The organism is Dyella sp. OK584, from assembly GCF_057787755.1.
In genome coordinates this window covers 1626952-1653866 of record NZ_CM173542.1, presented here as the reverse complement: position 1 = coordinate 1653866, position 26915 = coordinate 1626952, and the positions used below count along the sequence as shown (strand labels likewise).

The following is a 26915-nucleotide window of genomic DNA, read 5'->3' as shown; positions in this document are numbered from 1 at the left end:
TACAATTTGCCCTCTTTGCCGGAGTTTTCCATGTCCCTCGACAGCCCCACCCGCGAACGTATCGAATCCCTGCTGCAGAGCCACCGCGTGGTGCTGTTCATGAAGGGCACCCGGAACCAGCCGATGTGCGGCTTCTCCGCTGCCGCCACCAACACGCTGAACGAGCTGCTGCCGGACTACCACACGGTGAACGTGCTGGAAGATCCGGAAATTCGCGAGGGCATCAAGGCCTACGGCGACTGGCCGACCATTCCGCAGCTTTATGTGGGCGGTGAGCTGGTTGGCGGTGCCGACATCATTCGCCAGATGTACGCCAGCGGTGAGTTGCACCAGCTGTTTGGCGCGGCAGCGCCGGATCGCACGCCGCCTGAGATCACCATCACCGACAGGGCCGCCGAGGCAATCCGCCAGGGCATCACGAATACGCAGGGTCTGGCGTTGCATCTGGAAATCGGCCCGGACCATAGCGCCGGTTTCCAGCTGGCGCAGCCAAGCGACCACGACATCGTGGTGACCGCCAACGGCATCGAAGTGCATTTCGACCCGGGCAGCGCCCAGCGCGCCAAGGGCATCGTGATCGACTGGGTTTCCACCGTGCAGGGCGAAGGCCTGAGCCTGAAGTTTCCGGGCGCGCAGGAGATCGGCTCGCTCACCGTGCACGAACTGAAGGCCCGCCTGGCCGCCGGCGACATCACCTTGGTGGACGTGCGCCCAGCACACGGTCGTGCCCAGGCTGCCCCGCTGCCACAGGCTCGTATACTGGAAGAAGAGGGATACGACACCCTCGCCGCCTTGCCCAAGGACGCGCCAATCGCCTTCATCTGCCACCACGGCGTCTCCAGCCGCGGCGTGGCAGAGCGCTTCGCCGCGCACGGCTTCACCAAGGTCTACAACGTCGAGGGCGGCATGGATGCATGGGCCAGCGAGATCGATACGTCCGTGCCGCGTTACTGAAAAAAAAGCATTCGTTTTTTTAATCGATCTCAAGAGCGCCCACCCTGTGGGCGCTTTTTCGTTTACGTCAACGCCGCGTGAAATTCAGCATTCATTCATAAAAATGATCGTCATGACGATATATGCCGCGTATTCATGACGGATGCGTCGCATGTTCATGCGAATAAGACGACAAGATGCCGTAAGCATTCTTTTGCGATGGCTCAATTCTCTGTAACGGCTAGGATTTTTTCCTAGCAATAACCGTACTGAATGCGAAGCCGTAGTTCGCATGGAACTGCAAGTTTTTACGAGTCCAAAAGACCGTTTCATCACCGTTGTGTAACGTTTCCGCTACACGTAACGTCGATGACGCGACGCGATACGACGCCTTGAGCGCGATCTCGTGACGCTGGGGAGCAATACGAAGGCTGACATCACCACTACCTGCGCGAAAGCGCGGTGGTGCGGGATTTTTTGGCCAAAAAAACGCTTGCAGCCTTTCACGCTGCACTTTCAGGGGAGCCGCGGCGATCAGCCGTGCTTGCCGCTCAACGGAGGGTGGGTAATGCAGTTGAAGAAACATATGCGAGTCCCGAATCACCGCAAGATCGCGTTCGCGATCGGACTGGCGCTCAGCGTCGGCAGCGGCGCCGCACTGGCCCAGAGCAACGCCACCGGCGTGATCTTCGGTAGTGCGGAACCGGGCAGCACGGTACAGATCGAAAACACCGGCACTGGCCTCAAGCGCGAAATGACCGTCGATGCCAGCGGCCGCTATCGCGCCAGCTCGCTGCCCATCGGCGAGTACAAGGTGTCGCTGCAGAAGAACGGTGCGACGGTCAGCTCGCGCGATCACGTGCAGACGCAGATCAGCCAGGGCACCGAGGTGTCCTTCGCTGCCGCAGCCGCACAGAACGCGCAGAACCTCGCCGCGGTGCAGGTGGTAGGCAATGCCCTGCCCGCCATCGACGTGTCCTCCGTCGACTCGCGCACGGTGATCAACGCCGACCAGCTGTCCAAGCTGCCGATCGATCGCACGTCGATCAGTTCGGTTGCACTGCTTGCGCCGGGCACGATTCAGGCCGCTCGCGGCTACGGCAACGCGCTTTCCTTCGGTGGCTCGTCGGCATCGGAGAACGCGTACTACATCAACGGTTTCTCGGTTACCAATCCGCTCACCGGCGTGAGCTCGCGCCAGCTGCCGTATGACGCTATCGACCAGGAGCAGGTGCTGATCGGCGGCTATGGCGCCGAGTACGGCCGCTCCACCGGTGGCGTGATCAACGTGGTGACCAAGCACGGCACCAACGAATGGAAGGGTGACGTGCAGGTGCTGTACACGCCCAGCGACCTCGCTCAGGACCCGCGCAACGTCTATCGCACGAACGGCTCGCTCTACCAGATCGGTAACGCCTACAGCCTGCGTGACAGCCAGGGCATCCAGTACTCCGGCTCGATCGGCGGCGCGCTGGTGAAGGACAAAGTGTTCTTCTTTGCTGCAGCCGATGCCATCTTCCACAACGGCTACTACACCGGCCCGATCGGCAGCAACGACGACGAGCACGATCACAACAAGACCACCCGCTGGCTGACCAAGGTCGACTGGAACATCACCGACAACCACATCCTTGAGTTCACCGGTATCGGCGACACCGAGCAGACCAACTCGACGATCTACGGTTACACCTACGGCGTGGGCCGCACCGACTTCCTCGGCACGCAGTACACGAAAAATTACAACGGCACCCAGACCAACGGCACGCCGGGCGGCAACGTCTACATCGGCCATTACACCGGCTATATCACCGACAATTTCACCGTGAACGCCATGTACGGCAGGAGCGATTCGCCGCACGTGCAGACGGTGAACGGTGCGGGCGGCGTGGCCTGCCCGCCGATCACCGACAACCGCACCGAGTTCGCCAACAACCCGCAGTCGGGCTGCACGGTGGGCTCCACCACGGTGCTCGCACCCGGCTCCAAGGACAGCACCACCGGCTGGAGCCTCAATCTCGAATATCGCCTGGGCGACCACGACATTCGCGCCGGCATGGACAACTACCAGCTGCGCGCCACCTGGGGTAGCGCGCCCGTGGGTGGGGCTTCCTACTTTTATAACGACGTGGGCAATGGCCAGGTGATTCAGCAGCGCCTGATCAACCTCGGCCTCGACCCGGCGCAGTTCAACCCGGCGCAGTACCCGAACGGCTATTACGTCGAACAAACGGGCCTGAGCACCGGCACGTCCGCTCGCACCGCCCAGCGTTCGGAGTTCGTCGAAGACAACTGGCAGATCAGCGATCGGTGGCACGCCTCCATCGGCCTGCGCAACGAGCAGTTCACCAACTACAACGGTATCGGCGTGTCTTACGCCAAGTCGCGCCATCAGCTTGATCCACGCCTCGGCGCCACCTGGGACGTGTATGGCGACAGCACGCTGAAGGTCTATGCCAACGCCGGCCGCTATCACCTGGGCCTGCCCACCTCGGTCGCCGTGCGCGGTGCGGGTCCGTCCACCTATCCGTCGCAGTACTTTGCCTTCTCCGGCATCGACCCGACCACCGGCCTGCCGACGGGCCTCACCAACACCCCGGCCTCGGGCGTGTACTACCTCAACGGTGCCAATGGCGTCCCGCCGGATGGCAAGACCGTATCCGCCCAGCAGCTGCACTCGTACTACCAGGACGAATACATCCTGGGCTTCGACAAGCAGCTGACCGAAGACTGGACCGTGGGCGCCAAGGCGATGTATCGCAGCCTGCGCAGCCTGATCGACGACGATTGCGATTCACGGCCGCTGCAAGCATGGGGTGATGCCAATGGCCTGAGCGATCAGGTCGCCGCAGGTATCGCGCACAGTACGGGTTGCTGGCTGTTCAACCCGGGCCGCGCCAACACTTTCCTGTTGTCGCCGACGTCGGGCCAGTACCTGAGCGTGCCCCTTACGGCCGCGGAAATGGGCTTCCAGAAGCCCAAGCGCGACTACTACATGTTTGATATGTACGCCGAACACCAGTTCAACGAGAAGTGGTACGGCCGCGTCGAGTACACCTTCTCGCGCAGCTACGGCAACTCGGAGGGGCAGCTGGATTCGGACATCGTGCAGGCGGACGTGTCCACCACCGAGAGCTGGGACTTCCCGGAAATCATGGAGAACACCAACGGTCCGCTGGCAAACGACCAGACGCACCAGCTGCGCCTGCTCGGTACGTACAAGCCGACGGAGGAATGGAGCTTCTCCACGGTGACCCGCATCGCCTCCGGCACGCCGATCAGCTGCCTCGGCACGCGTCCGCTGTCGGCCGGTGGCGATCCGTATGGCTATGGCGCCAACTACTTCTGGTGCAACGGCCAGCCGGCGCCGCGCGGTTCGGAGGGTCGCACACCGTGGACCTACACGATTAACGTCAGCACCGCCTGGCGCCCGGCACTCTTCAATCACCAGGTCACGCTGACGGCAGACATCTTCAACCTGCTCGGTTCTCAGCATGTAACGCAGTACTACGAAACCGGCGAGACGTCCGCGGGCGCCCCCAACGTGAACTTCCTGCGGGCCCGTTCGTTCCAGGATCCGCGCTACGTTCGCCTCGGCGCGCGCTACGACTTCTCGCTGTAACTGAGACAAAGCTCCAGGTGGCTGCCCGACGAGTCTGGGCAGAATGCTTGGGGTGTCTTCCCGAACTTTGGCCGCCGGTGCTCCCGGCGGCCCTCTTTTTTGGGGCAATAGGTCGCTGGAAAGGTTGGCGACGGCAAACGGGCATGGCCCCCTGTTAGCATGTCGGGATCGTCCAAACCGTGTCTCCTATGCGTATCCTGCTTGTCGAAGACGATTCCCTCGTATCGGACGCCATCAGCCGTGGGCTGGTCGGTTCAGGCTATGTCGTGGACGCGGTGCCCGACGCCGAATCGGTGTCGGCACGGCTGGGCGATAGTCATTACGACCTGGCGATCGTCGATCTCGGCCTGCCTGGCGAGGACGGGCTCTCCCTGGTGCGCCGCCTGCGCCGCAGTGGCAGCTCGCTGCCCTTGCTGATCGTCACCGCACGGGACGGGTTGGACGACCGCATCAACGCGCTCGACCTCGGCGCGGACGATTACCTGGTGAAACCGTTCGCGCTGCCAGAACTGGCTGCACGATGCCGCGCACTGATCCGCCGCGCCACGGCAGCCGCAGCCAACGAGATTGTGATCGGCGGGTTGCGCATCGACCTGGCCGGCCGCCGTGCACTCAACGCGGCCGGCGAGGTGCTGGAACTGACTCGTCGCGAATGGTCCATCCTGGAGTGCCTGGCGCACCACAGCGGACGCGTGGTGAGCAAGGAACGTCTCACGCAGGCCATTACCGGCTGGAGCGAAGACATTTCGGGCAATGCCATCGAAGTTCATGTCTCGCGCCTGCGCAGCAAGCTGGGTGGCTCGGCTACCGTGCGCGGCATCCGCGGCCTGGGCTACCGCCTCGAAGATGGCTAGGAGCATGGGATGCACTGACCCATTCAATAGGGGTCGCATGATGTCCAGAAAGCTCGCAGATTGTGGGGCGTGGCGCAGCGCAGGCTGGCTGCCTGGGCAAGCCGCGCACCGCGGCATGCGGGCTTTCTGGACATCACCCGGAGGGCCGATTCTGTCTGCTCGCAGCTGCGCGCCGCGCCGCCTTGACAGGCAGCCAGCCTGCCTTCGCCGTCGCAACACACAGCTGCGGGCAGACAGGATCGGTGACACCCCTATTGAATAGGTCAGCGCGTCCCAAGCGCCCCGGCAGCGTCCATGGACGACTGCTGAGCTACCTGCTGGTGCCGCTGTTGCTTCTGTTGATTGCGGGCGTCGCGGTCGACCATCACGTCATCGTCAGCCCGATCCATAACGCGTTCGACCATTCGCTATCGCGTTCGACGCTGGCGATCGTGGCGCGCATCCACCCCGGACCGGATGGCCTGCCGCAAGTGGCGTTGCCGCAACATCCGCCGCCGCCCTTGCGCGCGATGGCCGACGAGCACTTCTACTATCGCGTCAGCCTGCCTGATGGACGCACCGTGGCCGGCACGCCCGACTTGCCGCTGGCTCCCGACAGCCAATCAGACGACGGCTTCAGCTACACCAACGTCACCTATCGCGACGAGGCCTTCCGCCTCGCCAGCTACCGCACGACCGAAACGGGCGAGCCCATCATCGTCACCGTGGCAGAGACACCAGTGCGGCGTGACCGGGCGGTGCATCGCCTGGACGTGGCCTTTCTCATCAACGACACGATTCAGATGCTGGCGGTGTTCATCATTGCCCTCGTCGGCATCCGCGTCGCCCTGCGCCCGTTGCAGCGTCTGAGCCGGCAGATCGCGCGTCGACCACCGCAGGCGCTGGCGAAGCTTCCCACCGAGCAGGTGCCCACCGAAGTGTTGCCACTGGTGGAATCGCTCAACACCTTGCTCGGCCGGGTGCGCGACTCGGTACTTTCACAGCAACATTTCATGGCCAACGCCGCCCACCAGCTGCGCACGCCGCTGACCGGCCTCAAGGCGCAGCTCGAAGTGCTCAGCCGCGAAACCACTGGCGGACCGCTACAGGAACGCATTGCCCTGCTGCACGGCGGCGTGGATCGGCTGGCTCACACTGCCAACCAGCTGTTGACGCTGGCCCGCGCCGAACCTTCCGCCCATCGCGCCAGCCATTTCGCCTCGATCGAATTGCCCAGGCTGATTGGCGAAGTGATCGACAGTTCGCTGGATCGCGCCATCGCCCGCGGCATCGATCTCGGTGCGGACAGCCAACCCGCGCAGGTCACTGGCGTGTACTGGCTGCTGCACGAACTGCTCGTCAACCTGATCGACAATGCCATCCGCCATACGCCAGCCGGTGGCAACGTCACCATCCGTTGCGGCGTCGAAGGCGGACATACCTACCTCGAAGTGGACGACAGCGGCAGCGGCATTCCGCCCGAGGAGCGCAGCAAGGTGCGCGAACGCTTCTACCGTGGCACCGGTGGCAAGGTGGATGGTTGCGGCCTGGGGCTGGCGATCGTCGATGAGGTGGCACGGGTCCATAATGCCCAACTGAGCATTCTCGACGGGAGTACCGGCCGGGGTACCCGCATGCGCATCGACTTCCCCCCATCTGCCTGAAATCACAAGTGCCACTGGACGGCACTTTGAATTTGCCCCCTCCACCCCCAATGTGGAGGCAGCCTATGTCAGGAGTCCCCCGTGTCCATACCCAGTGCCGTCAAGAGCACGCCGATCGGCAGCCGCCAGCAGCTCACCGATTACCTTGCGGCTGGGGAGAAGCCGCGCGATGCCTGGCGCATCGGCACCGAGCACGAGAAATTCGGCTTCCTCACCGACACCCTGCGCCCACCCACCTTCGAGGGTGAGCGCGGCATCCGCGTGTTGTTGGAAAGCCTGGCCACGCGCTACGGCTGGGAGGTCGCGCGCGAAGGCGACAACCCGGTGGCACTGTCGCGCGACAAGGCCTCCATCACGCTGGAGCCGGCCGGCCAGCTGGAGCTGTCGGGTGCGCCACTGGAGTCGATCCACCAGACCTGCGGCGAGGTCAATGAGCACCTGACCGAGGTGCGCTCGATCGCAGACGATATGGGCATCGGCTTCCTCGGCATGGGCTTCCAGCCCAAGTGGCGCCGGGACGAAATGCCCTGGATGCCCAAGGGCCGCTACAAGATCATGCGCGAGTACATGCCCAAGGTCGGCAACCTCGGCCTGGACATGATGACGCGCACCTGCACCGTGCAGGTGAATCTCGACTTCGCCAGCGAAGCGGACATGGTGCGCAAGTTCCGTACCAGCCTCGCGCTGCAGCCGATCGCCACTGCGCTATTCGCCGATTCGCCGTTTACGGATGGCCGTCCAAACGGCTATCTGTCGTATCGCTCGCACGTATGGGAAGACACCGACCCCAACCGCACCGGCATGCTCGACTTCGTGTTTGAAGACGGCTTCAGTTACGAGCGCTATGTCGACTACATGCTCGACGTGCCGATGTACTTCAGCTACCAGAACGGCCATTACGTCGACCTGTCTGGCCAGGACTTCAAGCGCTTCATGGCCGGCGAACTGCCGGCAGTGCCTGGTGTGCGGGCCACCATGAAGGATTGGGCCGACCACCTCACCACGGCCTTCCCGGAAGTACGCCTCAAGCAATACCTGGAAATGCGCGGCGCCGACGGCGGCCCGTGGAACCGCCTGTGTGCCCTGCCGGCCCTATGGGTGGGGTTGCTCTACGACGACGATGCGCTGCAGGCGGCCTGGGATCTGGTGAAGGACTTCACCCGCACCGAGCGCCACGCCCTGCGTGACGGCGTACCGCGGCAGGCGCTGAAGCTCCCCTTCCGCAAGCACAGCGTGCGCGAACTGGCCGCCGAAACCTTGAAGATCGCCGCGCACGGCCTCAAGCGCCGTGCCCGGCTCAATCACAACGGCGCAGATGAAAGCATCTTCCTCGAACCGATGATCGAAATCGTCGAGAGCAACCAGACACCGGCCGAGCGAAAGCTGGAGTTGTTCAACGGACCGTGGAACGGCAGCGTCGATCCGGTGTTCCGCGAGTTTGCTTATTGAGCCGCGACCGGATGCGCAACTAAAAAACAAACCCCGCCTTTGTGCGGGGTTTGTTTTTACGTACTGGCGAAACCACATTCATCCGCAGTCGCCAAAAAAAACCGGAGCCCCTTGCGGAGCCCCGGCAACGTGTTGCAGGGAGGGTGTTGCTCGTTGACGTGTTGCTTAGAACTGCTGGTTGTACTGCACGTAGAAGTAACGGCCGAGGTCTAGCGTGGGATCGATCGAGCCCGACGAGTTGTAGCCCAGCACGTAGGCATTGATCGTGTTCGGCGGGTGCTTGTCGAACATGTTGCGCATGCCCACCGCGATCTGGCCCTTCCACGGCAGCTGGTAACGCACTTGTGCATCGTTGAACACGGTGGCGCCCATGCGATTGGCACCCGTGCCGTAGCCCCAGTTCGCGCTGCTGTAGTTGGGCATGTTGCAGTGGGTGGTCGCATCCCAGCACTGGTCGAGGAACGCGCCGTAGTAGCGCATGCTCCAAGTAGCGCCCCAGTTGCCCAGGTTCCAGTCCACGCCCAGGTTGGCGCGCCAGTGGTTGTAACCGTACTGACCGGCGTAGTTGATGGCCGGGGCATCGTTGGTGCTCGCCTGATTCCAGTCGTCGAGGTAGTTCACGTTCATGTTGAACACGAACTTGCCGAACGAGAACTGCGGCAGGCGGTAGTTCACACCGAGGTTGTAGCCGCTGGTTTCGATCCAGCCCAGGTTGGCGTTGCCGCGGTGCAGATTGATCACCTGGCCATTGGCGTCACGCTGGAACGCCGAGCAGAACTCCTGTACCGAGTACTGGTAGCACTGGTCCAGCACATAGTTGGCATCGATCGCCGTAATGACGTTGGTGATCTTGATGTCGTAGTAGTCCAGCGTCATGTCCAGACCGTCCACGTAGTGGGGGCTGTACACGAGGCCGAGCGTACGGGTCGTGCTGTGCTCCGGCTGAAGGAACGAATTACCGGCGCCGGTGACGAACGGCGTGGTGCCCTGCTGGTTCGGGCCCTTGACCGCGTTGCCGGCGGTATCCAACTGGTGGAAGTTGGTCGGAGACAGGCCGGCTGCCGCGCAGTTCTTGGCCACGGCCCCGTTGCTGAGAGAGCCGTACGAGACGTCGCAGGGATCGGTGTACTGATCGAAGGTCTGCGAACCGCCGCCGAACAGGTCACCCAGCGTCGGCGCACGGAAGCCCTTGGCGAACGTACCGCGTACCAGCAGGTCGTCGAACGGCGACCACGTGAAGCTGTATTTGTTGTTGGTGGTGCTGCCGAAGTTGCTGTAGTGCGAATAGCGGCTGGCCACGTCCACCGCCAGCGACTTGGCGCCCGGCAGATCCTTCAGCAGCGGCGCGTTGAGCTCGATGTAGGCTTCGTTGGTGGTGTACGAACCCGAGGTCGGGCCGGCGGCGAGGTCGGTGGTGTAGCCGGCGCTGGCCAGCTCATCCGGCGTTTCATAGCCGTTGTTGTTGCGATGCTCGATACCCGCGGCGAAGCTGAAGGTACCGCCCGGCAATTCGAACAGGCCGCCGGTGATGTTGGCGGTGAAGTCCTTGCTGATGCTCTGCGCCGTGGACTGCTCGCGCGCCATGATGTAGTTGAGCACTTCCTTGTTCGACGCGCTCGGGCCGCCAAGGATGTTGAACGGCGTGCACTGGTTCAGCGCGATCGGGGTGGCGGCGGTACCGCACTGCACGACACCCGATGCGTTGAGGAACGACGGACCCAGTGCCTGCTGCAGGTTGAGCAGGTTGATGTTGCCCGTGCCCGTGGTGTCCACGTCGTACTTGTTGTAGCCGAAGCCAGCGTCCCAGTTCCACGGATGGTCGAGGAACTCGAAGCTGCCTTCAAAGCCAGCGTCGAAGTGCAGCGACTTGGCGCTTTCGCTGGTCACGCGCGGTATTTCGACGGTGCGGCGCGCGAAGGACAGGTCTTGGCCCGGGATCGGGTTGTAATAGCTGTCGCCGCTCAGATAGACGGGGAAATTCGGCTGGCTGGTGCTGGTGAGCGGATAACCGGCAACCTGCGTCGACGAGTTGCGCTCGGCGTACATGCCGTTGGCTTTGAACGTCACGTTGTCGGTGAAGTTGTAGCTGCCTTCGGTGAAGATGGATTTCAGCTCGGTCGGGAGCTGCTCCATCATCTGGTTCGTGGCGTTGAAGTAGTCGTTGTCCTGGACGCCGACGTGATAGTTGTTGATGTCGCGCGAGTCCGCGCCGACGCCGATGTGGTTCGGATCGCCGGTGTGGTTGAGCACATAGCTGTCGCCGTTGTACGTGAAGCGGCCCCACGGACCCGTGCCGCTGTAACCGGCAGTCCGATCAAAGTCACCGTAGGTGTACTTGGTGAAATCACGATCCTTCGCCCACACCGGGTCGGTCTTGTTGTAGGTGGCGGCGAATACGATGGAAGACTTCGGACCTGTGCTGCCCAAGGTGAACGAGTACGCCTGCTGGGTACCGTCGCCACCCTGGTTCTGGCCGATCGAACCGCTCACGGCGGCGCCGTTGAAGCGATCCTTGAGGATGATGTTCACCACGCCGGCAATGGCGTCCGAACCGTAGATCGACGAGGCACCGTCCTTCAGGATTTCGATGCGATCGATCAGGGTTGCCGGGATGGTGGAAACGTCGGTGTAGCCGTTGAGGCTGGTCATCCAGCGCTTGCCGTTCACCAGCACCAGCGTGCGGTTCTCGCCGAGGTTGTACAGGTTGACGTATTGGCCGCCTTCCTCGGTGTTGCTGGTCAGCACCGCCGCCTTGCTGAAGGTCGGTTGGCCGGTGATGGTGAGGTTCTGCAGGATGTCACCGACGTTGGTCAGGCCGGTCTTCTGGATGTCGGCCTGCGACAGGGTGATGACGGGCTGGGCCGTTTCCACGTCCACGCTGCGGATGCGCGAACCGGTGACGGTGATGGTTTCGAGCTTCTTGGCCGAATCCGGATTGGCGCCGCTGTTACCGGCATCCTGCGCAAAAGCCATACCTGTGGCGGCCAGGGCGCCCACAGCAAGGCCGAAGCGGACAGCCGTCGCCAGCTTGCTATTTCTAAAGTGCTTCACGTTTTACTCCCCTAAAACGACATAGACGTCATCGACTGAGTGGCAAGCCAGGCGTCGTGCTGGCTTTCCTTAGGCGCACAGGTCCCCGCGGCGCTGTCTCGCTAGACAGCTCCGTAACCCTTTGAAATGAGCAGGAAATTACGCTTCCCCCCTGCCGCCGTCACCGAACTTAGAAGGCGTCGTCACAAAAAGTCAACGATTTTTGTCAGCTACGCGTAAGTTTCAAAAGAAACAGGCGCTTAGACATCCGCTGCCCTGTCCAGCAAAAGGTTTTGTGAACGGGATCTGGTTTTATGACGGTATCGACGCGTCCGTCAGGGCGGAAGAATTTGCGGCACGCCGTGTCCGGTGGCACTCAGGAACTGCTGCTCCGCCGGCCAGCCGCTGTCGGGCCGTTCGCACTCGATCCGAATAGGTTCGACCACCCGGGAAGGAATCGCGGCAGGCGCTATCCGGTAGATTGGATGTCTGGACGGCCATATATGCGCGAAAGCACATGCTGCGTTCGCGCTCGACGTTGCGTACCGTCAATGGCATACCGCTGACCGGTCTATGCGTCAGCCGCCGCTGGATCAGCCACTCGTCTTGCGGCGTCTGGCCGACGGACTCGAAACCCACACTGGCAAGCAACTGCTATCCGCCCCGACGCTCAATCTCCCGATGATCGATTGTGGCCACCAGGCGCTATTGGCGAAGAGATGGGCGCCGCCCTGGGCGAAAATGCTGTCGGCACTGGACCACTGGACGTCGTGTTGGCGAACGTGTCCGTCAATGCATTGGCCTGCACCAGCGTGTGTCGCACTGATATAAGCGGCTGGCCATAGATCAGGCTCAGCGTGCCGCTCAGCGTTGCATTGCCATGCACCAGCAACTGCGGTGCTTCCGTCGGCGCCATGTCGATCTGGAGGGTGGCATCAAGCGTCGATTTGTGATTGTCACGCGAGGTCATCTTGCGTCCCCGACTGACACGATGCATCGGAACGCATATCGCAACGTCCTGCCCTAGTCAGGGTCAACACCAATGCCTCCCTAACCTGCAATATCGAGCAGGAGGCATTGAAAGGCATGGCAGCGTCCCTCCATGCGATACGGGGACCCGTGTCGCACCCCAATCATGAGCATCACTTTCCTTGGCATTCCATACGCAAAAAAAAGGCCGGCAATGCCGGCCTTTTTTTGTCTTTCATGGCAGAAGCATCACTTCTTCTTCGGCGCTTCCTTCAAGCCACGATTGAGCAGCATCGGCTCGATGCTCGGATCCTTGCCACGCCAATCCTTGTACAGCTTGCCAAGTTCCATCGTATTGCCCTGCGAGAGGATCATCGCGCGGAAGCGGTCGCCGTTTTCACGGGTCATGCCGCCGTGCTCGACGAAGCCCTGGAACGCATCGTCCGCGAGCATCTCGGTCCACAGGTAGGCGTAGTATCCGGCCGCGTAACCGTTGCCCCAGATGTGCTGGAAGTAGCTGGAGCGATAACGCGGCGGCGCGTAGCTCAGGTTGATCTTGGCCTTGGTCAGGGCATCCATCTCGAACTTGTCCGGGTCCTGCTTCGGAGCATCGGCACCGAGGCTGTGCCAGCTCATGTCGAGCAGGGCGGCACCGACCAGCTCGGTCATGTCGTAGCCCTTGTTGAAGGTCTTGGACTTCTTGATCTTTTCGACCAATTCCTGCGGCATCGGCTCGCCAGTCTTATAGTTCTTCGCGTAGTTGGCGAAGATCTTCGGATCGGTCGCCCAGTGCTCGTTGAACTGCGACGGGAACTCCACGAAGTCGCGCGCCGTCGCCGTGCCCGACAGCGTCGGATACTCGGAGTTGGCGAACATGCCGTGCAGGCCATGGCCGAACTCGTGGAACATGGTGATGACGTCATCGAACGACAGCAGCGCCGGCTGGCCCGGTGCGGGCTTGGTGAAGTTGGTGACGTTGAAGATCACCGGCTTGGTACCCAGCAACTTGGACTGGTCGACCAGGTTGCTCATCCACGCGCCGCCGCCCTTGTTGTCGCGCTTGAAGTAATCGCAATAGAACAGCGCCATCGAGGTGCCGTCCTTGTCGAACACTTCGAACACGCGCACGTCTGGCTGCCAGACGGGAATGTCCTTGCGCTCCTTGAAGGTCAGGCCGTAGAGCTGGTTGGCGGCGTAGAACACGCCGTTCTGCAGCACGTTGTCCAGTTCGAAATAAGGCTTGATCTGCGATTCGTCGAGATCGTATTTGGCCTTGCGTACCTGCTCGGAATAGTGGTTCCAGTCCCAGGCCTCGACTTTGAAGCCGCCCTTCTGCTGGTCGATCACCGCCTGGATGTCCTTGGCCTCGGACTCGGCGCGCGCGGTGGCCGCAGGTGCGAGGTTGTCCATGAACTTGAGCGCCGTCTCCGGCGTCTTGGCCATCTGGTCTTCCAGCTTCCATGCCGCGTAGTTCGGGTAGCCCAGCAGCTTGGCCTGCTGCGCGCGGATCTGCGCGATGCGGGCGATCAGGTCACGCGTGTCGTTGGCGTCGCCCTTTTCCGCACGATCCCACGAGGCCTTGAACAGCGTTTCGCGCGTGGCGCGATCGTTGAGGTTCTGCAATGCCGGCTGCTGCGTGGTGTTCTGCAGCGGGATCACCCACTTGCCTTCGAGTTTGCGGCCTGCGGCAGCCTGTGCGGCAGCGGCGATGTCGCCCTCGGACATGCCATCAAGCTTGGCCTTGTCGTCCACTACCAGCGCGCCGCCCTTGGTGTCGGCGAGCAGCTTGTTGGTGAACTGCGCGCTTAGGCCCGACTCTTCCTTGTTGAGATCCTTCAGCTTCGACTTGTCGGCTTCCGACAGCTTGGCGCCGCCGTGCACGAAGTTCTTGTAGACCACTTCGACGAGGCGCTTGGATTCCGGATCGAGCTTGAGCGAGTCACGCTGGTCGTAGATCGTCTCGATGCGCTTGAACAGCTTGTCGTTCAACACGATAGCGTCCTGGTGCGCGGCGAGCTTGGGCGCTTCTTCTTCCTGCACTTTCTGCAACGTGTCGTTGGTGTTTGCGCTGCTGACGGCATTGAACGCCTGCATCACGCGCTTCATCAGCGCACCGGATTTCTCCATCGGGATGAAGGTGTTCTCGAAGGTCGGCGGTTCCGGGTTGTCGGCGACCTTGGCCATCTCGACCAGCTGCTGCTTCATGCCTTCTTCGAAGGCCGGCTGGTAATCGCCGTCCTTGATCTTGTCGAAGGGCGGTGCCTGGAACGGCAGCGTGCTGGGTTCAAGGAATGGATTCACGGCGCTGACCTCGGCGGTTGGCGCGGCGCTGCTGGCCTTGGCCGGCGCGGTGCTGGCGGGCGCCGGCTGCTGGACCTGTTCGTTCGACTGCTGCGAGCAGGCGCCAAGCGCGATGGAGGTGGCAATCACTAGTGTGCGGAGACGGAGCATCGGGGTTCCCCATTTGGACGGTACAAAACCCCGAGCCTAACCACACCCCGGCATGGGTGCCAAGGGCTGGAAGTCAGGCCAGGGCATGCTCATACCGGCCAAACGGCCGCACCGGGAACTGTTTGCGTGCAGGCCAAGGAAGAGCGAGGAAGTGTACGTCGGTACACGACCGAGCGATGACGCAGACATGCGGGCAAGCAGACCCGGTGCGGATCGCTTGGCCGGCATGAACATGCCCTCGTGTTACGCCTTGCGCATATCGCGCAGCTGCCAGCTCGGCCCGACCAACAGGTTCAGGCGATGCCGCACAATGCTCATCGGCAGTTCGGTGACGAGATCCACGTCGATGCGCAGGTCGTACACGTGCGCGCTTACCGTCGCGGCGGGGTCAGTCGACGCCAGCGCCGGGTCGACATCGTCGGGCTCGTCCTGCATCGCGCGCCAGCGTTCGAACAGGGTGGGTGTGCGCAGGGCATCTTGCAGTGCAGCAGCGAGATCATCCGGGCCGGCGCCGTCGTAGCTCAGCGAAGGCACCGGCCCGTGTGCATGCGCAAGGTCGGCGATCGAAAAGTAATAGTGGCTGCGTATCGACATGGAAGGCCTCCGGCTTGACCGGCACATGCAAGCACGCGCGGCGTGAAATTCACTCCAAGATCGAGCCCAGATTCAGCTGGGCCGCCGCGGCCTGCGGTGACACGCCATACGGCAACACACCCAGGCACGGCGCGGGCAGCAGCTGGCGAAGCGTGGCGAGGTTTTCGTCCACGGCGGCCATATCCGGATCGATGCGGTTGCCGATCCAGCCGACCAACCTGCAACCGTCCGTGGCGATGGCACGCGCGCTGAGCAGCGCGTGGTTAAGGCAGCCAAGCCGCATGCCAACCACCAGGATCACCGGCAATTGCCATTGCCGCGCGATGTCCGAAGCCAGCAGTCCACGTGACAGCGGCACCAGCCAGCCACCAACGCCTTCCACCAGCAGCATGTCGTGCATGTCACGCAATCGCAGGAATGCTTCATGAAGCGGCGCGAGGCGGATCTCCACGCCTTCGTGTGCGGCCGCCAGATGCGGTGACAGTGGTTCACGCAGCGCGATGGGATTGATCCACTCATACGGCATCGGCGCGCTGCTCGCCGCCTGCAGCGCCAGCGCGTCGTCGTTACGCAGGCCTTCGGCCGTCTGCGTGCAGCCGCTGGCCACCGGTTTCATGCCACAGACATCGTGACCGGCAGCGCGCAACGCGTAGAGCAGTGCACAGGTGGCGTGGGTCTTGCCTACGCCGGTATCGGTACCGGCGATGAAGAACGTCGACATACGCCTGTCCCCTGATGGCGGCAAAAGAGCGGCGCGTGGCCCCGCTGTGCCGGTACGCGCCGTGCCGGCGCATAATACGTTCTTTGCCTCCGAGGCTGATGCCCATGTTCGAAGTATCCACGCAGGCGTATGCCAGCAAGCGCGAGCACTACGAAGATCTGTGCAGTCAGGCGCGCGGCCTGCTCGAGGGTGAACCGGATGTCATCGCCAATGCGGCGAATTTTTCTGCACTCATCTTCAACAGCCTGCCCGACCTCAACTGGAGCGGCTTTTACCTGTACGACGGCACCGAGCTCGTGGTCGGCCCGTTCCAGGGCAAACCGGCCTGCATTCGCATCGCGCTGGGGCGCGGCGTATGCGGCACGGCCGCGCAGACGCGCCAGACGCAAGTGGTGCGTGACGTGAACGACTTCGACGGCCACATCGCCTGCGACGCGGCGTCACAATCGGAAATCGTGGTGCCGCTGGTTCGCGCCGATGGTCGCCTGTTCGGCGTGTGGGACGTGGACAGCCCGTCTGTCGCACGCTTCGACGACGAAGATCGCGCTGGCATGGAGGCGTTGTGCGCGGTGTTCATGGACAGCGTGAATCGCTGATCGTCTCTGTTCCATACCCCGGGGCCAGCTTGCTCGCCTGTCGCGACGATCAGGTGTGGTCGCCAGCGTGCCGCTTACGCAGCGGGCGTTTCGACTGCCTGCCGGCGGCCGAGCCACCTTTCTTTGCTGGCTCAAAGAAACGTGGCCCAAAGAAAGCGCCTTCTAGAGCTCGTAGCAATGCGTGGGATACGAGCCTGGCAGGCTTGGCCAGTCGGATGGTTTGCGACCCAAGGTTAGACACCGCGGCTACACCGCGGGGCGGCGACGCGGTGAGGTTCCGGCAGCATGCCGAGGGATACAAGCCGGAAGGGCTTCGCACATCGGGCGGCTTGCGGCCTAGGGCGATACACCGCGGCTACACCGCGGGGCGTCGGCGCGGTGAGGGCTAAAAGCGGGTCGCCACGCTAGCGCCTTAAGTCCTCTGCCAATTGACGCCCCGCGGTGTAGCCGCTGGCTGTAGGCAGCGCGACATCGCTCGTGGCTTGCCTCCCGCCTCCAGAGCTTTTATCCAGCGTTTCGCTGCCAGCTCTTGAAGGCCATTTTCTTTGGGTTACTTTTCTTTTGGGCCAGCAAAAGAAAAGTGACTCGGCCGCCGGCAGGTGGTCGAAACGCCCGCTGCGTAAGCGGCACCCTGGCGACCACGCCTGATCATCGCGACAGGCGAGCAAGCTGGCCGCCCGCGACAATCCTCACGACAAACCCTAAACCACGCCACCTACGGCAATCCAAAACAACCCCAGAGACTCATTCACGCGGCGTGTTGAGCAACGTCATCACCGCCGCGCGCGCCTCATCCACGCCGGTAGGCGTTTGCGAAGAGAACATCTGCGCGGTGGCCTGAGTTCCCCCTGCCACCAGTTCCTTGCGCAACGCAGCCAGCGCTTGAGCGGCCTGGTTGCGCGACAGCTTGTCGGCCTTGGTCAGCAACACGTGGCACGGTAGGTGCGTCACGAAGCAGAACTCCAGCATCATCCGGTCGAATTCCTTCATCGGATGACGAATGTCCGTGATCAGCACGATGCCGCGCAGGCTGCGGCGATGATGCAGATAGGCGTCGATCTCCTGCTTCCAGTGGTCGCGTAGTTCCGGCGGCACCTTGGCGTAGCCGTAGCCAGGCAAGTCGATGAGGCGCGTCGGCAACGGCGGCTCGCCATCGCCCTGGATCTGCGTCGGCAGCGAAAACGCCACCATCTGTTGCGTGCGACCGGGCGTCTTGGAGGTGCGCGCAAGGCCGCGATGACCCGTCAGTGCGTTGAGCGCACTGGATTTGCCGGCATTGGATCGACCGGCAAAGGCCACCTCGGCGCCGTGATCGGGCGGAAGTTGTGTGATTCGATGAGCGGCCAGTACGAACTGGGCACCCTGCAGCGGATTGGACATGGTTTGACCGACTAAGGTGACGCGGAGATAATCCGGGAGTTTCTGCCAGTTGCGGGCGCGCAGGCCAGCGCGACCCGTGCAGCCATAGCAGTTTTTCGGGAGACAAGTGTATGAGTTTTCGGCCCGCCGGTTTCCGGCCCGCTGTTGTTGGTTATGCCGTAGCCCTCGTCTTTGCGCTGTCTTCCAGCGTAGTTTTCGCCCAGGAAGCCAAGGCGCCCGCTGCTGCGGCCACCGCCGCCAAGCCTGCCGAGGCCGCCAGTACGGGGCATTCTGCTGCGCCGGCCGCCGAGGCCGCCGCTGCCGTGAAGCCGGGTGATGCCGCTGCCGGTGCCGGCAAGGCCGCCGTTTGCGGCGCCTGCCATGGCATGGATGGCAACTCCAGCGATGCGCAGTACCCGAAGCTGGCTGGCCAGCACGAGTCGTACATCGTCCGCCAGCTGGTCGACTTCAAGTCAGGCAAGCGCCAGAACCCGATCATGCTCGGCATGTCCGCCCCGCTATCTGAGCAGGACATGCGCGACATCGGCGCCTACTTCGCCAGCAAGAGCCCGCTACCGGGCGTGGCCGACCAGGCGTTGGTCGCGCAGGGCGAGAAGCTCTATCGGGAAGGCGACACCGCCAAGGGCGTGCCGGCCTGCATGGCCTGTCATAGCATCGACGGTCGCGGCAATCCGGGCGCCATGTACCCGCAGCTCACCAGCCAGCACGCCCAGTACATCGAGGCCACGCTGAAGGCCTGGCACGACGGCAGCACCTGGGGCGATGATGCGCACGCCCAGATCATGCCGGGCATCGCCAAGAAGCTCGACGCGAAGGACATCGCCGCCATCGCCAGCTACGTGGAAGGCCTGCACGCCTCCGAAGGCGCTTCAGGCGCTTCCGCCGCGAAGTAATCGCCTTCGACACGCCGGCCTCAAGGCCGGCGTGTCCGTTCCAAGCCAGACAAAGTCCGAGGATCATCATGCTGAAGCGTTTGTCGTTCCTGTGTACCGCCCTGCTCGCGCTCGCCGCCTGCAGCAACAACAACGACAACGCCAGCAAGGCGCCGCAGCCGGCACCGGCTCCTGCCGCCACCGCTCCGGCCGCTCAACCGCCGGCCGCCTCCACCGCCGCGGCACCCGCAGCTGCCGGCACGGCCGCACCGGCTGCCGCCAGCACCGCTGCCCAGGCACCTGCACCTGCACCTGCGCCGTCCACCCCATTCGTCGATGACGGCAAGTGGGTGGAAGGCAAGAGCTACACGCGCATCGAGCCGGCCCAGCCCAAGCTCACCAACACCGACAAGGTGGAAGTGGTCGAGGTGTTCTCGTATGGCTGCCCGGCCTGCAACCAGTTCCATCCGGTGATGAACAAGCTGGTGCAGGAGCTGCCTGCCGATGCCGTGGCTGCGTACCTGCCGGCCTCGTTCATGCCGCAGGAGAACTGGCCGATGCTGCAGCGCGCCTACCTCACCGCGCTGGCGCTGGGTGTGGCAGACAAGGGCAATGACGCCATGTACGACGCGGTATGGAAGACCAACGAACTGACCGCACTGTCCCCGGGTGGCCGTGGTCTCAAGCCGACCTCGGCGCTGCCCACGCTGGACGATGCCGCCAAGGTCTACGCCAAGTTCGGCGCTGACCCCAAGGAATTCGTTGCCGTCGCCAACTCCTTCACCATCAACACCAAGGTCAAGCGTGCCGACGAGCTGGTGAAGGCATACGGCGTGGAAGGCACCCCGACCATCATCGTGAACGGAAAATATCGTCTTGACCGCGGCACAGCCGGCGGCGACGAACAGTTGATTGAACTGGTGAAGTGGCTGGTGTCCAAGGAAGCGGCCGGCAAGTAAGCCTCGCCCGCCTGCAACCACCCACCACTGCAACCTGAGAGTACCGCCACATGTTCAAGCGTTTTGCCACCCTGCGTGCAATCAGCCTGCTGGCCGGGCTGTTGCTGACCACTGCATGCACCGCCACCAGCTCCAATGAACCGGCTCCGTACACCGACGGCAAGGAGTACGTGACCGCAACCGGCCCTGCTCATCGCTACAGCAGCGAGGGCAAGGTGGAAGTGGTCGAGGTGTTCTCCTACGGCTGCATTCATTGCGCGCACTTTGCCCCACTTGCCGAGCAGATGCGCAAGCAGCTGCCGCCCGGCGTGGTGTTCAAGCTGATGCCGGCCGCGTTCAACGACGAATGGGTGCCGTATGCCCGTGCGTTCTATGCCGCCAAGCAGCTGGGCGTGCTCGAACAGACGCACCTGGCCTTGTTCCAGGCCAAGTTTGGCGATCACTATCCGATCTCCACGCTGGATGAACTTGCCGACTTCTACGCCAGCCACGGCCTGAAGCGCGAGGATTTCATGCGCGTTGCCACCTCCGAGGAAGTCACCGCCCAGATCCGCAAGGATGCCGCGCTGGTGCAGCAATGGCAGGTAGACGGCACGCCGACCATCGTGGTCAACGGCAAGTACCGCAGCGCCAGTGTGAAGACGCTGGACCAGCTCTCCGCCCTGACCCTGTGGCTGGCCAAACGCGAGCTCGCCGGCAAGTAAGTCCCCCGCGGGGAAGGTTCACAAGGACTTTCCCCGCATTCACACCCGAGCGGGCATGCTTGTTGATCCGACAGCGCGACCCATAGCGACTGTCACTTTTTGCGACTACTCTGCCCGCCCGATGACTCGCGCCGATACCCCCGCCCACGCAGCTCCCGAGCGCCGCCTGCGCCTGCTCAGCTGCAACATCCTGGCTGGCGCCAGCGTGCAGCGCTACAGCGAGTACCTGACCCGCAGCATCAATGCGGTGCTGCCGGGCCGCAGCAAGCTGGACAACCTCGACCGCCTCGCCGAAGTGCTGCCCCAGTTCGATGTGATCGGCCTGCAGGAGGCCGATGCCGGCAGCCTGCGCTCGGGCTTCCTCAACCAGACGCGCTACCTCGCTGAAGCCGCCGGCATGCCGTTCTGGAGCCACCAGCCGAACCGGCCGATGGCGCGACTGGCGCACTCGGCCAACGGCCTGATCAGCCGGCTGGAACCGACCAGCGTGCTGGACTATCCGCTGCCCAGCCGCATTCCCGGTCGTGGCGCGTTACTGGCGCGGTTTGGTGAAGGCACCGATGCACTGGCGGTGATGATCGCCCACCTTTCGTTGAGCGCGCCGGCTCGCGCCAAGCAGCTCGCCTTTATCGCCGAGGTGCTGCAGGACTACCCGCACGCGATACTGATGGGCGACCTCAACACCGACGTGCGCAGCGCCGAGATGAAGCACCTGTTCGCCAGGTGCGGCCTGATACCGCCGCCGCAGCCGCCGCCGACCTTCCCCAGCTGGAAGCCGCGGCGCGCGCTGGACCATATCCTGACCTCCGAGGCGATCCAGCTCGACAAAGTCTGGGCGCTACCGCAGGCTTTCTCCGACCATTTGCCGCTGGCGGCCGAAATCCGCCTGCCGGACCACATCGCACCACACCCCTACCGACTGCGCCGATGAAGCGAACGCTCTACCTCGTACTGCCCTGGCTGTTGGCGCTCGGCGTTGGCGCGATCGCTTTCGCGCTGCGTTACGGCCTGGTCGAATCGGCCGATGTGTCGCGCGTCTGCGACACCGGCAAAACGCTGGCCTGCGATGTGCGGCATGCCACCGTGGTCGGATTCATCACCGGCAACATCGGTGGCCTGCGCATAGGCATCTTCGGATGGGTGGCGCTTGCCGCCGCCGCACTGGCGCTATGGCGGGTTCGCCTGCTCACGGCATGGCTGGCGACAGCGGCGGGCCTGTTCGCCGTCGTGCTGTACTGTTTTGAACCGGGCGCGCTGGCGTTACTGATCGGTTGCCTGCGCATGGTGCGCGTGCAGTCGGGCACCGCGTCCCCAAGCGATAAACACCGCGCCGCCGAACGCGAGATTCGCGCCCAGCCATAGCCAGGTCGCCGGGTTGAGGCCAATGTCCTGCGCCACCGTCACGGCGGCCAGCAGCGGCATCAGGCAGGCGAGGAATCGCTCTTCCACGGTGGGCACCCACGTGTCGACTTTGGTCAGCAACGCGGCGAGGAAATAGCCCATGGCCGGCGGCCAGAACAGGCCCAGCGGAAAATCGCGGTAGCGTCCGTCGAACACCAGCAACAGGCCATACAGCGTCAGCGCGAACATCCAGGCAAAGCGCAGGCGGCGGCCGGGCATGACCTTGGCCGGCTCGCCAGCAAGTCGTGCCGCAATCCAGCGGGCCAGCCCAATCGCGGTGAGCAGCGCAAGCAGGCACAACGCGATGGAGACCGTCCACTCCATCTTGTCGCGACAGGCGTACCAAATTTGCCGGAACTGCCAGGCCAACGCGGTGCCACTGGTGAAACCGGCCAGTGCCAAGGCCACGCGTGCCCGTCGCAAGCGCCACTCGCGACGCCACCACGCCGCCAGCACGAACAGCAGGGAGCCCGCCGCACCAGCCCACCAGCCCAGCATCCAGCGCGGCTCTTCCACGATGGGGCCCTGCATCGAGAACTTGGGTCGCGCATCGACATCGAAGATGCCCCAATAGCCGCCCACCGTGCCTTCCTGCTCACGCTTCCACGGCTGATCGAAGGCTTCGATCACGTTGTAAGGCATATCCACGCTGCCGGCGTAACGCAGGAAATCGCGCATATAACGCGCCTCGTTCACCAGGCTGGCCGCGGCACCACGACGCTGCTTGCCCGCGCTGGGCCAGCCTGTTTCGCCGATCATCACGGTGCGCCCGGGGAACTGCGCCTTCATGTGGGCGTAGACGTCGGCCACATGCTGCAGCGCGTCCTTCGGCTCTACCGGTTCGTCTTCCCAATACGGCAGGATGTGGATGGTGATGTAGTCCACCACGTTCGCCATCTCCGGATAGCGCTGCCAGAACTCCCACACGTCGGCATAAGTGACTGGCACGTGCGTGTCGTGGATGGCGTCGCGTAGCTCGGTCACGTAACGGGCGAGCGCCTTGGGCGATTGCTCGCCGCGCAACAGCACCTCGTTGCCCACGATCACGCCACGCAGCACTTCCGGGTGCGCCTTGATAGTGGCGATACCCGCTTGCAACTCGTGCTCGTTCGCCACCGGATCGCGACCAATCCAGATGCCCATCAACACTTTCATGCCATAGCGCTGGGCAATCGCCGGCACCGCGCTAAGGCCGGCGCCCTGCGAATACGTGCGTACGCAATCGAAGCGTTGCGACAAGGCGCGCAAATCGGCATCGATGCGCTCAGGATTGACGAAGGCATGAATGTTGAGCGGCGTCTCGCCCGGTTTGCGGAACGGTGCGTAAGAGACACAGGCGATGTGCGCCGTCGGTGCGTCAGGCAGCGGCACCGGGCGACCGATCTGCCACCACCATAGCGCGCCCCACAGCGCAGCCACGGCGAGAATCAGCCACGCGAGCGGCGCTACACGGGACGACGGCAAGGGCAACGGCGACATGCGCTTCCTGGGGGTGCGCCGGACGTGGCGCCTCGTGGGCCGCAGATTCTATCAGGCCGCCCCGCGCGACCATGTACGTACCCGTTTCACGCCACGCTCAGCGGCCATTGGCCATGCTGCCCGACCCCGCCCAACGCGCCGCCCCCGCGGAATCCGCGAAGTAAACTGCGCCGGGATCGGCAAAAAGGAGTTGTCATGTCCCTTCACGCAGCACCGCGGCGATTCGCCCGACGTCTGCTCATCGTGATGGCCGGCCTGCTGTTGACCGGCGCCGCCAGCGCGGCCGAGCCCACCAGCGCGCAACGTACCGCGTTCAAGCAAGCCTTCGCGGCGGCCCAGCAAGGCGGTGATGGCTGGCGCAGCCTTGCGAGTGGGCTGCAGGAGTATCCGCTTTATCCCTACCTGGAAGCGGCCGCGCTCACGCATGACATCCGCCAACTCGACCGTGCTCGTGTGGAGGACTACCTCAAGCGCAACCCCGGGCTGATTCCCGCAAGCGATCTACGCCGTGACTTTCTCTCGGAACTGGCGCGCCGTCAGGACTGGGAAAATTTCCTGGTGATGTATCAGCCGGGCCTCGGTGACGCACTTACCTGCAACGCGCTGCAAGCGCAGTTGAGCAAAGGTGCACCACTGGATTTCGATCGCGACCTCGCTTCGCTGTGGACCAAGCCCAAGCTGCCCAGCGCCTGCGACCCGGTGCTGAGCGCAGCGCATGACCAGGGCCTGCTCACCACGCAACGCATTTGGGATCGCATCGACCGCGCCGCTGACGCCGTGCAACCGGGCACCATCAACGCCATCGCCGACTGGCTGCCGGCCGACCAGGCGCAGGCTGCCAAGCGCATCGCCACGGCGCTGAGCGATCCGAGTGGCGCCGTTGTCGCCGCAAACCAGTGGCCGGACACGCCGCGCGATCGCCAGGCGGCCTCGCTTGCACTGGAGCGGCTTGCACGTCGCCAGTCCGCCACCGCCGATGCCGCCTGGCAGAAACTGCAGAGTCACTTCACCTTCTCGCCCGAGCAGCGCGACCGCGTGCTGTATGCACTCGCCCTGTTCCATGCCACCGACTACGACGCGAGCGCGCTGTCTCGCCTCATCGCCTTGCCACCCGCCGTGCAGACCGATGTCAGTCGTGAATGGCGCGTGCGCGCCGCGCTGGCGCAGCAGGACTGGAAGGCCGTGCTTGCCGCCATCGATGCGATGCCACCCACACAGCAGCAGGACGGCGAATGGCGCTGGTTTCGCGCGCGCGCACTCAGCGAGTTGGGTCGTGGCGCCGAGGCTCAACGCGTACTCACATCGCTGGCGCAGGAACCAACCTTCTTCGGCTTTCTTGCCGCCGATCGCCTCGATGCGCCCTACGGCATCTGTCAGACACCACTCAACGGCGATGCGCAGCGCGAGCAGGCACTGCTGGCCAATCGCGGCCTGCAGCGCGCCTTTGAGCTGTACGCCGTGGAGCTGCCGAGACAGGCGCGTCGCGAGTGGACACAAGCATTGGACGGAGCCGACCCGGAAACGCTGAGGCTTGCCGTCGATCTTGCCTACCGACGCGGCTGGTACGACCGTGCGGTGTTCACCTTTAACACCGGCGATGCGCTGCGCTACTACGAGCACCGCTTCCCGCTGGCCAGCCAGGACGGCCTGGTGCCGCAGGCACAGGAAGCTGGCATCGATCCATCGTGGGCCTACGCCATTCTGCGTGCGGAAAGCGCGTGGATGCCCGATGCGCGCTCCGGTGCCGACGCCCGTGGCTTGATGCAACTGCTGCCTTCCACGGCGGCACTGGTTGCCAAACGCAACGGCATCACCTGGGGCGGCGGCGACACGCTGTTCGATCCGGTCACCAACATCATCCTTGGCACACGCTATCTGGCGCAGATGGCCGAGCGTTTCAGTGGTTCGATCTGGCTGGCCAGCGCGGCGTACAACGCCGGCCCCGGCAAGGTCGATCAGTGGCTTGAGGCGCGCGGCTCGCTGCAACCTGACCTGTTCGTCGCCACCATTCCGTACAAGGAAACGCGCGAGTACGTGGCGCGCGTGATGTCCTTCGCGGTGATCTACGACTGGCGCCAGCACGGCAACGCGGTGACGCTGTCCAAACGGCTGACGCCGATCGGCCAGGGCTTTGGCCTGCCTGACGGCCGCAGTCAGCGTAAGCTGGTGGCCTGTCCTGTCGTCACGGCTCCGCCACCGGCGCCAGCGGCCACGGCCACACCCGCCAGCAGCATGGCACCAGCGGCCGCTACGTCCGGCGGCACGCGTTGAAACGGAGACCGTACTTGACCCGAAAAACACAGCAACTGGTGGTGCTTGGCGGCACCGGCTTCGTCGGCACGCATCTGCTGCCGCGACTGGCGGCAGATGGCCATCGCATTCTTCTGCTCTCGCGCAACCGCGAGCGTCGCCGCGAGATGGGCGTGCTGCCTGAGGTGCGCATCCGCAGCGTGGACGTCTACGACGGCAATGCACTGCGGCGACAGTTTGAAGGCGCCGATGCTGTGATCAATCTGGTCGGCATCCTCAATTCCTTCGGCAAGCAGACGTTCCATCACGCCCATGTGGAATTGATCCAGCGCGTGACCGCCGCCTGCCTGGCCGCCGGCGTGTCGCGCCTGCACCAGATGAGCGCGCTCAAGGCCGGTCAAGGCTTGTCGCAGTACCTCAAGACCAAGGGCGAGGCCGAGGCGCATGTGCGCAACTCCTCGCTCGACTGGACCATCTACGAGCCCAGCGTGATGTTTGGCGATGGCGGTGGCCTGATCGATCGCTTCGCCAAGTTGCTTCAACAGATGCCGGCATTGCCGTTGGCGCGCGCGTCGTCCCGCCTCGCACCGACGTGGGTGGGCGATGTGGTTGATGCGATCACACGCTGCGTGGGCGACGACAAGCTCGGCGTCGATCGGACCCTGGAACTGTACGGACCGGAAGTGCTCACGCTGGGCGAGATCGTGCACAAGGTCCGCGACACCATGGGACTGCGCACGCCGATCATTCCCCTGCCCGATAGTCTCGGACAGCTGCAGGCACAGTTCGCCGAGCTGCTTCCCGGCAAGCCGTTCTCGCTCGACAACTTCCGCACGCTGCGTACGGATTCGGTGGGCAAGGTGGATGGCTATGCCGAGCTCGGCATCGCGCCGCAAGCGCTGTCCCCATGGCTTCCCGTGCTCCTGCAGGCATCGGGGCGGCAACGGCGGATTGCCGCGGCGCGGCAGCAGACACTCTGACCTTCCGCGGGACCCGTCTGCCGGAGCGTAC

Annotated in this window: 21 protein-coding genes; 13 read left to right on the top strand and 8 right to left on the bottom strand. The window is 63.7% G+C overall.

The window, feature by feature from the left end; genetic code table 11:
- Window positions 1-30 precede the first annotated feature (30 nt).
- Window positions 31-954, top strand: coding sequence for a Grx4 family monothiol glutaredoxin (grxD, locus tag AC3CBN_RS07355; RefSeq protein WP_488636158.1), 924 nt, complete (start codon window positions 31-33; stop codon window positions 952-954).
- A gap of 220 nt (window positions 955-1174) precedes the next feature.
- Here grxD and AC3CBN_RS07350 read toward each other — a convergent pair whose 3' ends face one another.
- Window positions 1175-1519 carry a hypothetical protein gene (locus tag AC3CBN_RS07350; protein ID WP_488636157.1) on the bottom strand — a complete coding sequence of 115 codons (345 nt, stop codon included), beginning with the start codon at window positions 1517-1519 and terminating at the stop codon, window positions 1175-1177.
- Between AC3CBN_RS07350 and AC3CBN_RS07345 the strand changes: the two genes are divergently transcribed.
- The 4 genes from AC3CBN_RS07345 to AC3CBN_RS07330 all read left to right on the top strand — a co-directional run bounded on the left by AC3CBN_RS07345 (window position 1520) and on the right by AC3CBN_RS07330 (window position 8498).
- Window positions 1520-4552: a TonB-dependent receptor gene (locus AC3CBN_RS07345; protein WP_488636156.1), complete on the top strand. Its 3033-nt coding sequence runs from the start codon at window positions 1520-1522 to the stop codon at window positions 4550-4552.
- Window positions 4553-4740: 188 nt separating this feature from the next.
- Window positions 4741-5406: a response regulator gene (locus AC3CBN_RS07340; RefSeq protein ID WP_488636155.1), complete on the top strand. Its 666-nt coding sequence runs from the start codon at window positions 4741-4743 to the stop codon at window positions 5404-5406.
- A gap of 254 nt (window positions 5407-5660) precedes the next feature.
- On the top strand, window positions 5661-7049 hold the full coding sequence (locus AC3CBN_RS07335; protein WP_488636154.1) for a sensor histidine kinase: 1389 nt from the start codon (window positions 5661-5663) through the stop codon (window positions 7047-7049).
- A gap of 81 nt (window positions 7050-7130) precedes the next feature.
- Window positions 7131-8498: a glutamate--cysteine ligase gene (locus AC3CBN_RS07330; RefSeq protein WP_488636153.1), complete on the top strand. Its 1368-nt coding sequence runs from the start codon at window positions 7131-7133 to the stop codon at window positions 8496-8498.
- Window positions 8499-8663: 165 nt separating this feature from the next.
- Here the strand turns inward: AC3CBN_RS07330 and AC3CBN_RS07325 are convergent, their stop codons facing one another.
- The 5 genes from AC3CBN_RS07325 to bioD all read right to left on the bottom strand — a co-directional run bounded on the left by AC3CBN_RS07325 (window position 8664) and on the right by bioD (window position 16263).
- Window positions 8664-11471: a TonB-dependent receptor plug domain-containing protein gene (locus AC3CBN_RS07325; protein ID WP_488636679.1), complete on the bottom strand. Its 2808-nt coding sequence runs from the start codon at window positions 11469-11471 to the stop codon at window positions 8664-8666.
- A gap of 727 nt (window positions 11472-12198) precedes the next feature.
- The gene (locus AC3CBN_RS07320) at window positions 12199-12498 is read right to left on the bottom strand and encodes a hypothetical protein (protein ID WP_488636152.1); all 300 of its coding nucleotides are present in this window, start codon (window positions 12496-12498) and stop codon (window positions 12199-12201) included.
- A 248-nt stretch (window positions 12499-12746) separates the two neighbouring features.
- A complete protein-coding gene (gene dcp, locus AC3CBN_RS07315; RefSeq protein ID WP_488636151.1) occupies window positions 12747-14948 on the bottom strand; it encodes a peptidyl-dipeptidase Dcp in 2202 nt (733 codons plus the stop codon).
- Window positions 14949-15191: 243 nt separating this feature from the next.
- Window positions 15192-15542 carry a hypothetical protein gene (locus tag AC3CBN_RS07310; RefSeq protein WP_488636150.1) on the bottom strand — a complete coding sequence of 117 codons (351 nt, stop codon included), beginning with the start codon at window positions 15540-15542 and terminating at the stop codon, window positions 15192-15194.
- A gap of 49 nt (window positions 15543-15591) precedes the next feature.
- Window positions 15592-16263: a dethiobiotin synthase gene (gene bioD / locus AC3CBN_RS07305; protein WP_488636149.1), complete on the bottom strand. Its 672-nt coding sequence runs from the start codon at window positions 16261-16263 to the stop codon at window positions 15592-15594.
- Between the two features lie 104 nt (window positions 16264-16367).
- Here bioD and AC3CBN_RS07300 point away from each other — a divergent pair, with 104 nt between their 5' ends.
- On the top strand, window positions 16368-16859 hold the full coding sequence (locus tag AC3CBN_RS07300) for a GAF domain-containing protein (RefSeq protein ID WP_488636148.1): 492 nt from the start codon (window positions 16368-16370) through the stop codon (window positions 16857-16859).
- A gap of 744 nt (window positions 16860-17603) precedes the next feature.
- On the opposite strand, the gene yihA is transcribed toward AC3CBN_RS07300, so the two are convergent.
- Entirely contained in the window at window positions 17604-18239 is a 636-nt protein-coding gene (yihA, locus tag AC3CBN_RS07295) for a ribosome biogenesis GTP-binding protein YihA/YsxC (RefSeq protein ID WP_488636147.1), read from the bottom strand.
- 110 nt (window positions 18240-18349) lie between these two features.
- On the opposite strand from yihA, the gene AC3CBN_RS07290 reads away from it, so the two are divergent.
- The 5 genes from AC3CBN_RS07290 (at window position 18350) to AC3CBN_RS07270 (ending at window position 22136) form a co-directional block, all read left to right on the top strand.
- The gene (locus tag AC3CBN_RS07290) at window positions 18350-19132 is read left to right on the top strand and encodes a c-type cytochrome (RefSeq protein WP_488636146.1); all 783 of its coding nucleotides are present in this window, start codon (window positions 18350-18352) and stop codon (window positions 19130-19132) included.
- 68 nt (window positions 19133-19200) lie between these two features.
- Window positions 19201-20070 (top strand): thiol:disulfide interchange protein DsbA/DsbL, encoded by an 870-nt coding sequence (locus tag AC3CBN_RS07285; RefSeq protein ID WP_488636145.1) that lies wholly within the window; start codon window positions 19201-19203, stop codon window positions 20068-20070.
- 50 nt (window positions 20071-20120) lie between these two features.
- Window positions 20121-20774: a thiol:disulfide interchange protein DsbA/DsbL gene (locus tag AC3CBN_RS07280; RefSeq protein ID WP_488636144.1), complete on the top strand. Its 654-nt coding sequence runs from the start codon at window positions 20121-20123 to the stop codon at window positions 20772-20774.
- Between the two features lie 121 nt (window positions 20775-20895).
- Complete coding sequence (locus tag AC3CBN_RS07275) at window positions 20896-21705, top strand: endonuclease/exonuclease/phosphatase family protein (RefSeq protein WP_488636143.1); 810 nt, start codon at window positions 20896-20898, stop codon at window positions 21703-21705.
- Window positions 21702-22136 (top strand): hypothetical protein, encoded by a 435-nt coding sequence (locus AC3CBN_RS07270; RefSeq protein ID WP_488636142.1) that lies wholly within the window; start codon window positions 21702-21704, stop codon window positions 22134-22136. The genes AC3CBN_RS07275 and AC3CBN_RS07270 overlap by 4 nt, the downstream gene beginning before the upstream one ends.
- Here AC3CBN_RS07270 and AC3CBN_RS07265 read toward each other — a convergent pair.
- Window positions 22035-23654 carry a glycoside hydrolase family 17 protein gene (locus tag AC3CBN_RS07265; RefSeq protein ID WP_488636141.1) on the bottom strand — a complete coding sequence of 540 codons (1620 nt, stop codon included), beginning with the start codon at window positions 23652-23654 and terminating at the stop codon, window positions 22035-22037. The genes AC3CBN_RS07270 and AC3CBN_RS07265 overlap by 102 nt on opposite strands.
- A 195-nt stretch (window positions 23655-23849) precedes the next feature.
- Here AC3CBN_RS07265 and AC3CBN_RS07260 point away from each other — a divergent pair, with 195 nt between their 5' ends.
- The gene (locus AC3CBN_RS07260; protein ID WP_488636140.1) at window positions 23850-25925 is read left to right on the top strand and encodes a transglycosylase SLT domain-containing protein; all 2076 of its coding nucleotides are present in this window, start codon (window positions 23850-23852) and stop codon (window positions 25923-25925) included.
- A gap of 14 nt (window positions 25926-25939) precedes the next feature.
- On the top strand, window positions 25940-26884 hold the full coding sequence (locus AC3CBN_RS07255; RefSeq protein ID WP_488636139.1) for a complex I NDUFA9 subunit family protein: 945 nt from the start codon (window positions 25940-25942) through the stop codon (window positions 26882-26884).
- Window positions 26885-26915 lie beyond the last annotated feature (31 nt).

Excerpts from the sequence above, each read along its gene's own strand:
- grxD (WP_488636158.1), top strand. The coding sequence starts at position 31 with ATGTCCCTCGACAGCCCCACCCGCGAACGTATCGAATCCCTGCTGCAG.
- AC3CBN_RS07350 (WP_488636157.1), bottom strand. The coding sequence starts at position 1,519 with ATGTTTCTTCAACTGCATTACCCACCCTCCGTTGAGCGGCAAGCACGG.
- AC3CBN_RS07345 (WP_488636156.1), top strand. The coding sequence starts at position 1,520 with ATGCGAGTCCCGAATCACCGCAAGATCGCGTTCGCGATCGGACTGGCG.
- AC3CBN_RS07340 (WP_488636155.1), top strand. The coding sequence starts at position 4,741 with ATGCGTATCCTGCTTGTCGAAGACGATTCCCTCGTATCGGACGCCATC.
- AC3CBN_RS07325 (WP_488636679.1), bottom strand. The coding sequence starts at position 11,471 with ATGGCTTTTGCGCAGGATGCCGGTAACAGCGGCGCCAATCCGGATTCG.
- AC3CBN_RS07320 (WP_488636152.1), bottom strand. The coding sequence starts at position 12,498 with ATGACCTCGCGTGACAATCACAAATCGACGCTTGATGCCACCCTCCAG.
- dcp (WP_488636151.1), bottom strand. The coding sequence starts at position 14,948 with ATGCTCCGTCTCCGCACACTAGTGATTGCCACCTCCATCGCGCTTGGC.
- AC3CBN_RS07310 (WP_488636150.1), bottom strand. The coding sequence starts at position 15,542 with ATGTCGATACGCAGCCACTATTACTTTTCGATCGCCGACCTTGCGCAT.
- bioD (WP_488636149.1), bottom strand. The coding sequence starts at position 16,263 with ATGTCGACGTTCTTCATCGCCGGTACCGATACCGGCGTAGGCAAGACC.
- AC3CBN_RS07300 (WP_488636148.1), top strand. The coding sequence starts at position 16,368 with ATGTTCGAAGTATCCACGCAGGCGTATGCCAGCAAGCGCGAGCACTAC.
- yihA (WP_488636147.1), bottom strand. The coding sequence starts at position 18,239 with ATGTCCAATCCGCTGCAGGGTGCCCAGTTCGTACTGGCCGCTCATCGA.
- AC3CBN_RS07290 (WP_488636146.1), top strand. The coding sequence starts at position 18,350 with ATGAGTTTTCGGCCCGCCGGTTTCCGGCCCGCTGTTGTTGGTTATGCC.
- AC3CBN_RS07285 (WP_488636145.1), top strand. The coding sequence starts at position 19,201 with ATGCTGAAGCGTTTGTCGTTCCTGTGTACCGCCCTGCTCGCGCTCGCC.
- AC3CBN_RS07280 (WP_488636144.1), top strand. The coding sequence starts at position 20,121 with ATGTTCAAGCGTTTTGCCACCCTGCGTGCAATCAGCCTGCTGGCCGGG.
- AC3CBN_RS07275 (WP_488636143.1), top strand. The coding sequence starts at position 20,896 with ATGACTCGCGCCGATACCCCCGCCCACGCAGCTCCCGAGCGCCGCCTG.
- AC3CBN_RS07270 (WP_488636142.1), top strand. The coding sequence starts at position 21,702 with ATGAAGCGAACGCTCTACCTCGTACTGCCCTGGCTGTTGGCGCTCGGC.
- AC3CBN_RS07265 (WP_488636141.1), bottom strand. The coding sequence starts at position 23,654 with ATGTCGCCGTTGCCCTTGCCGTCGTCCCGTGTAGCGCCGCTCGCGTGG.
- AC3CBN_RS07260 (WP_488636140.1), top strand. The coding sequence starts at position 23,850 with ATGTCCCTTCACGCAGCACCGCGGCGATTCGCCCGACGTCTGCTCATC.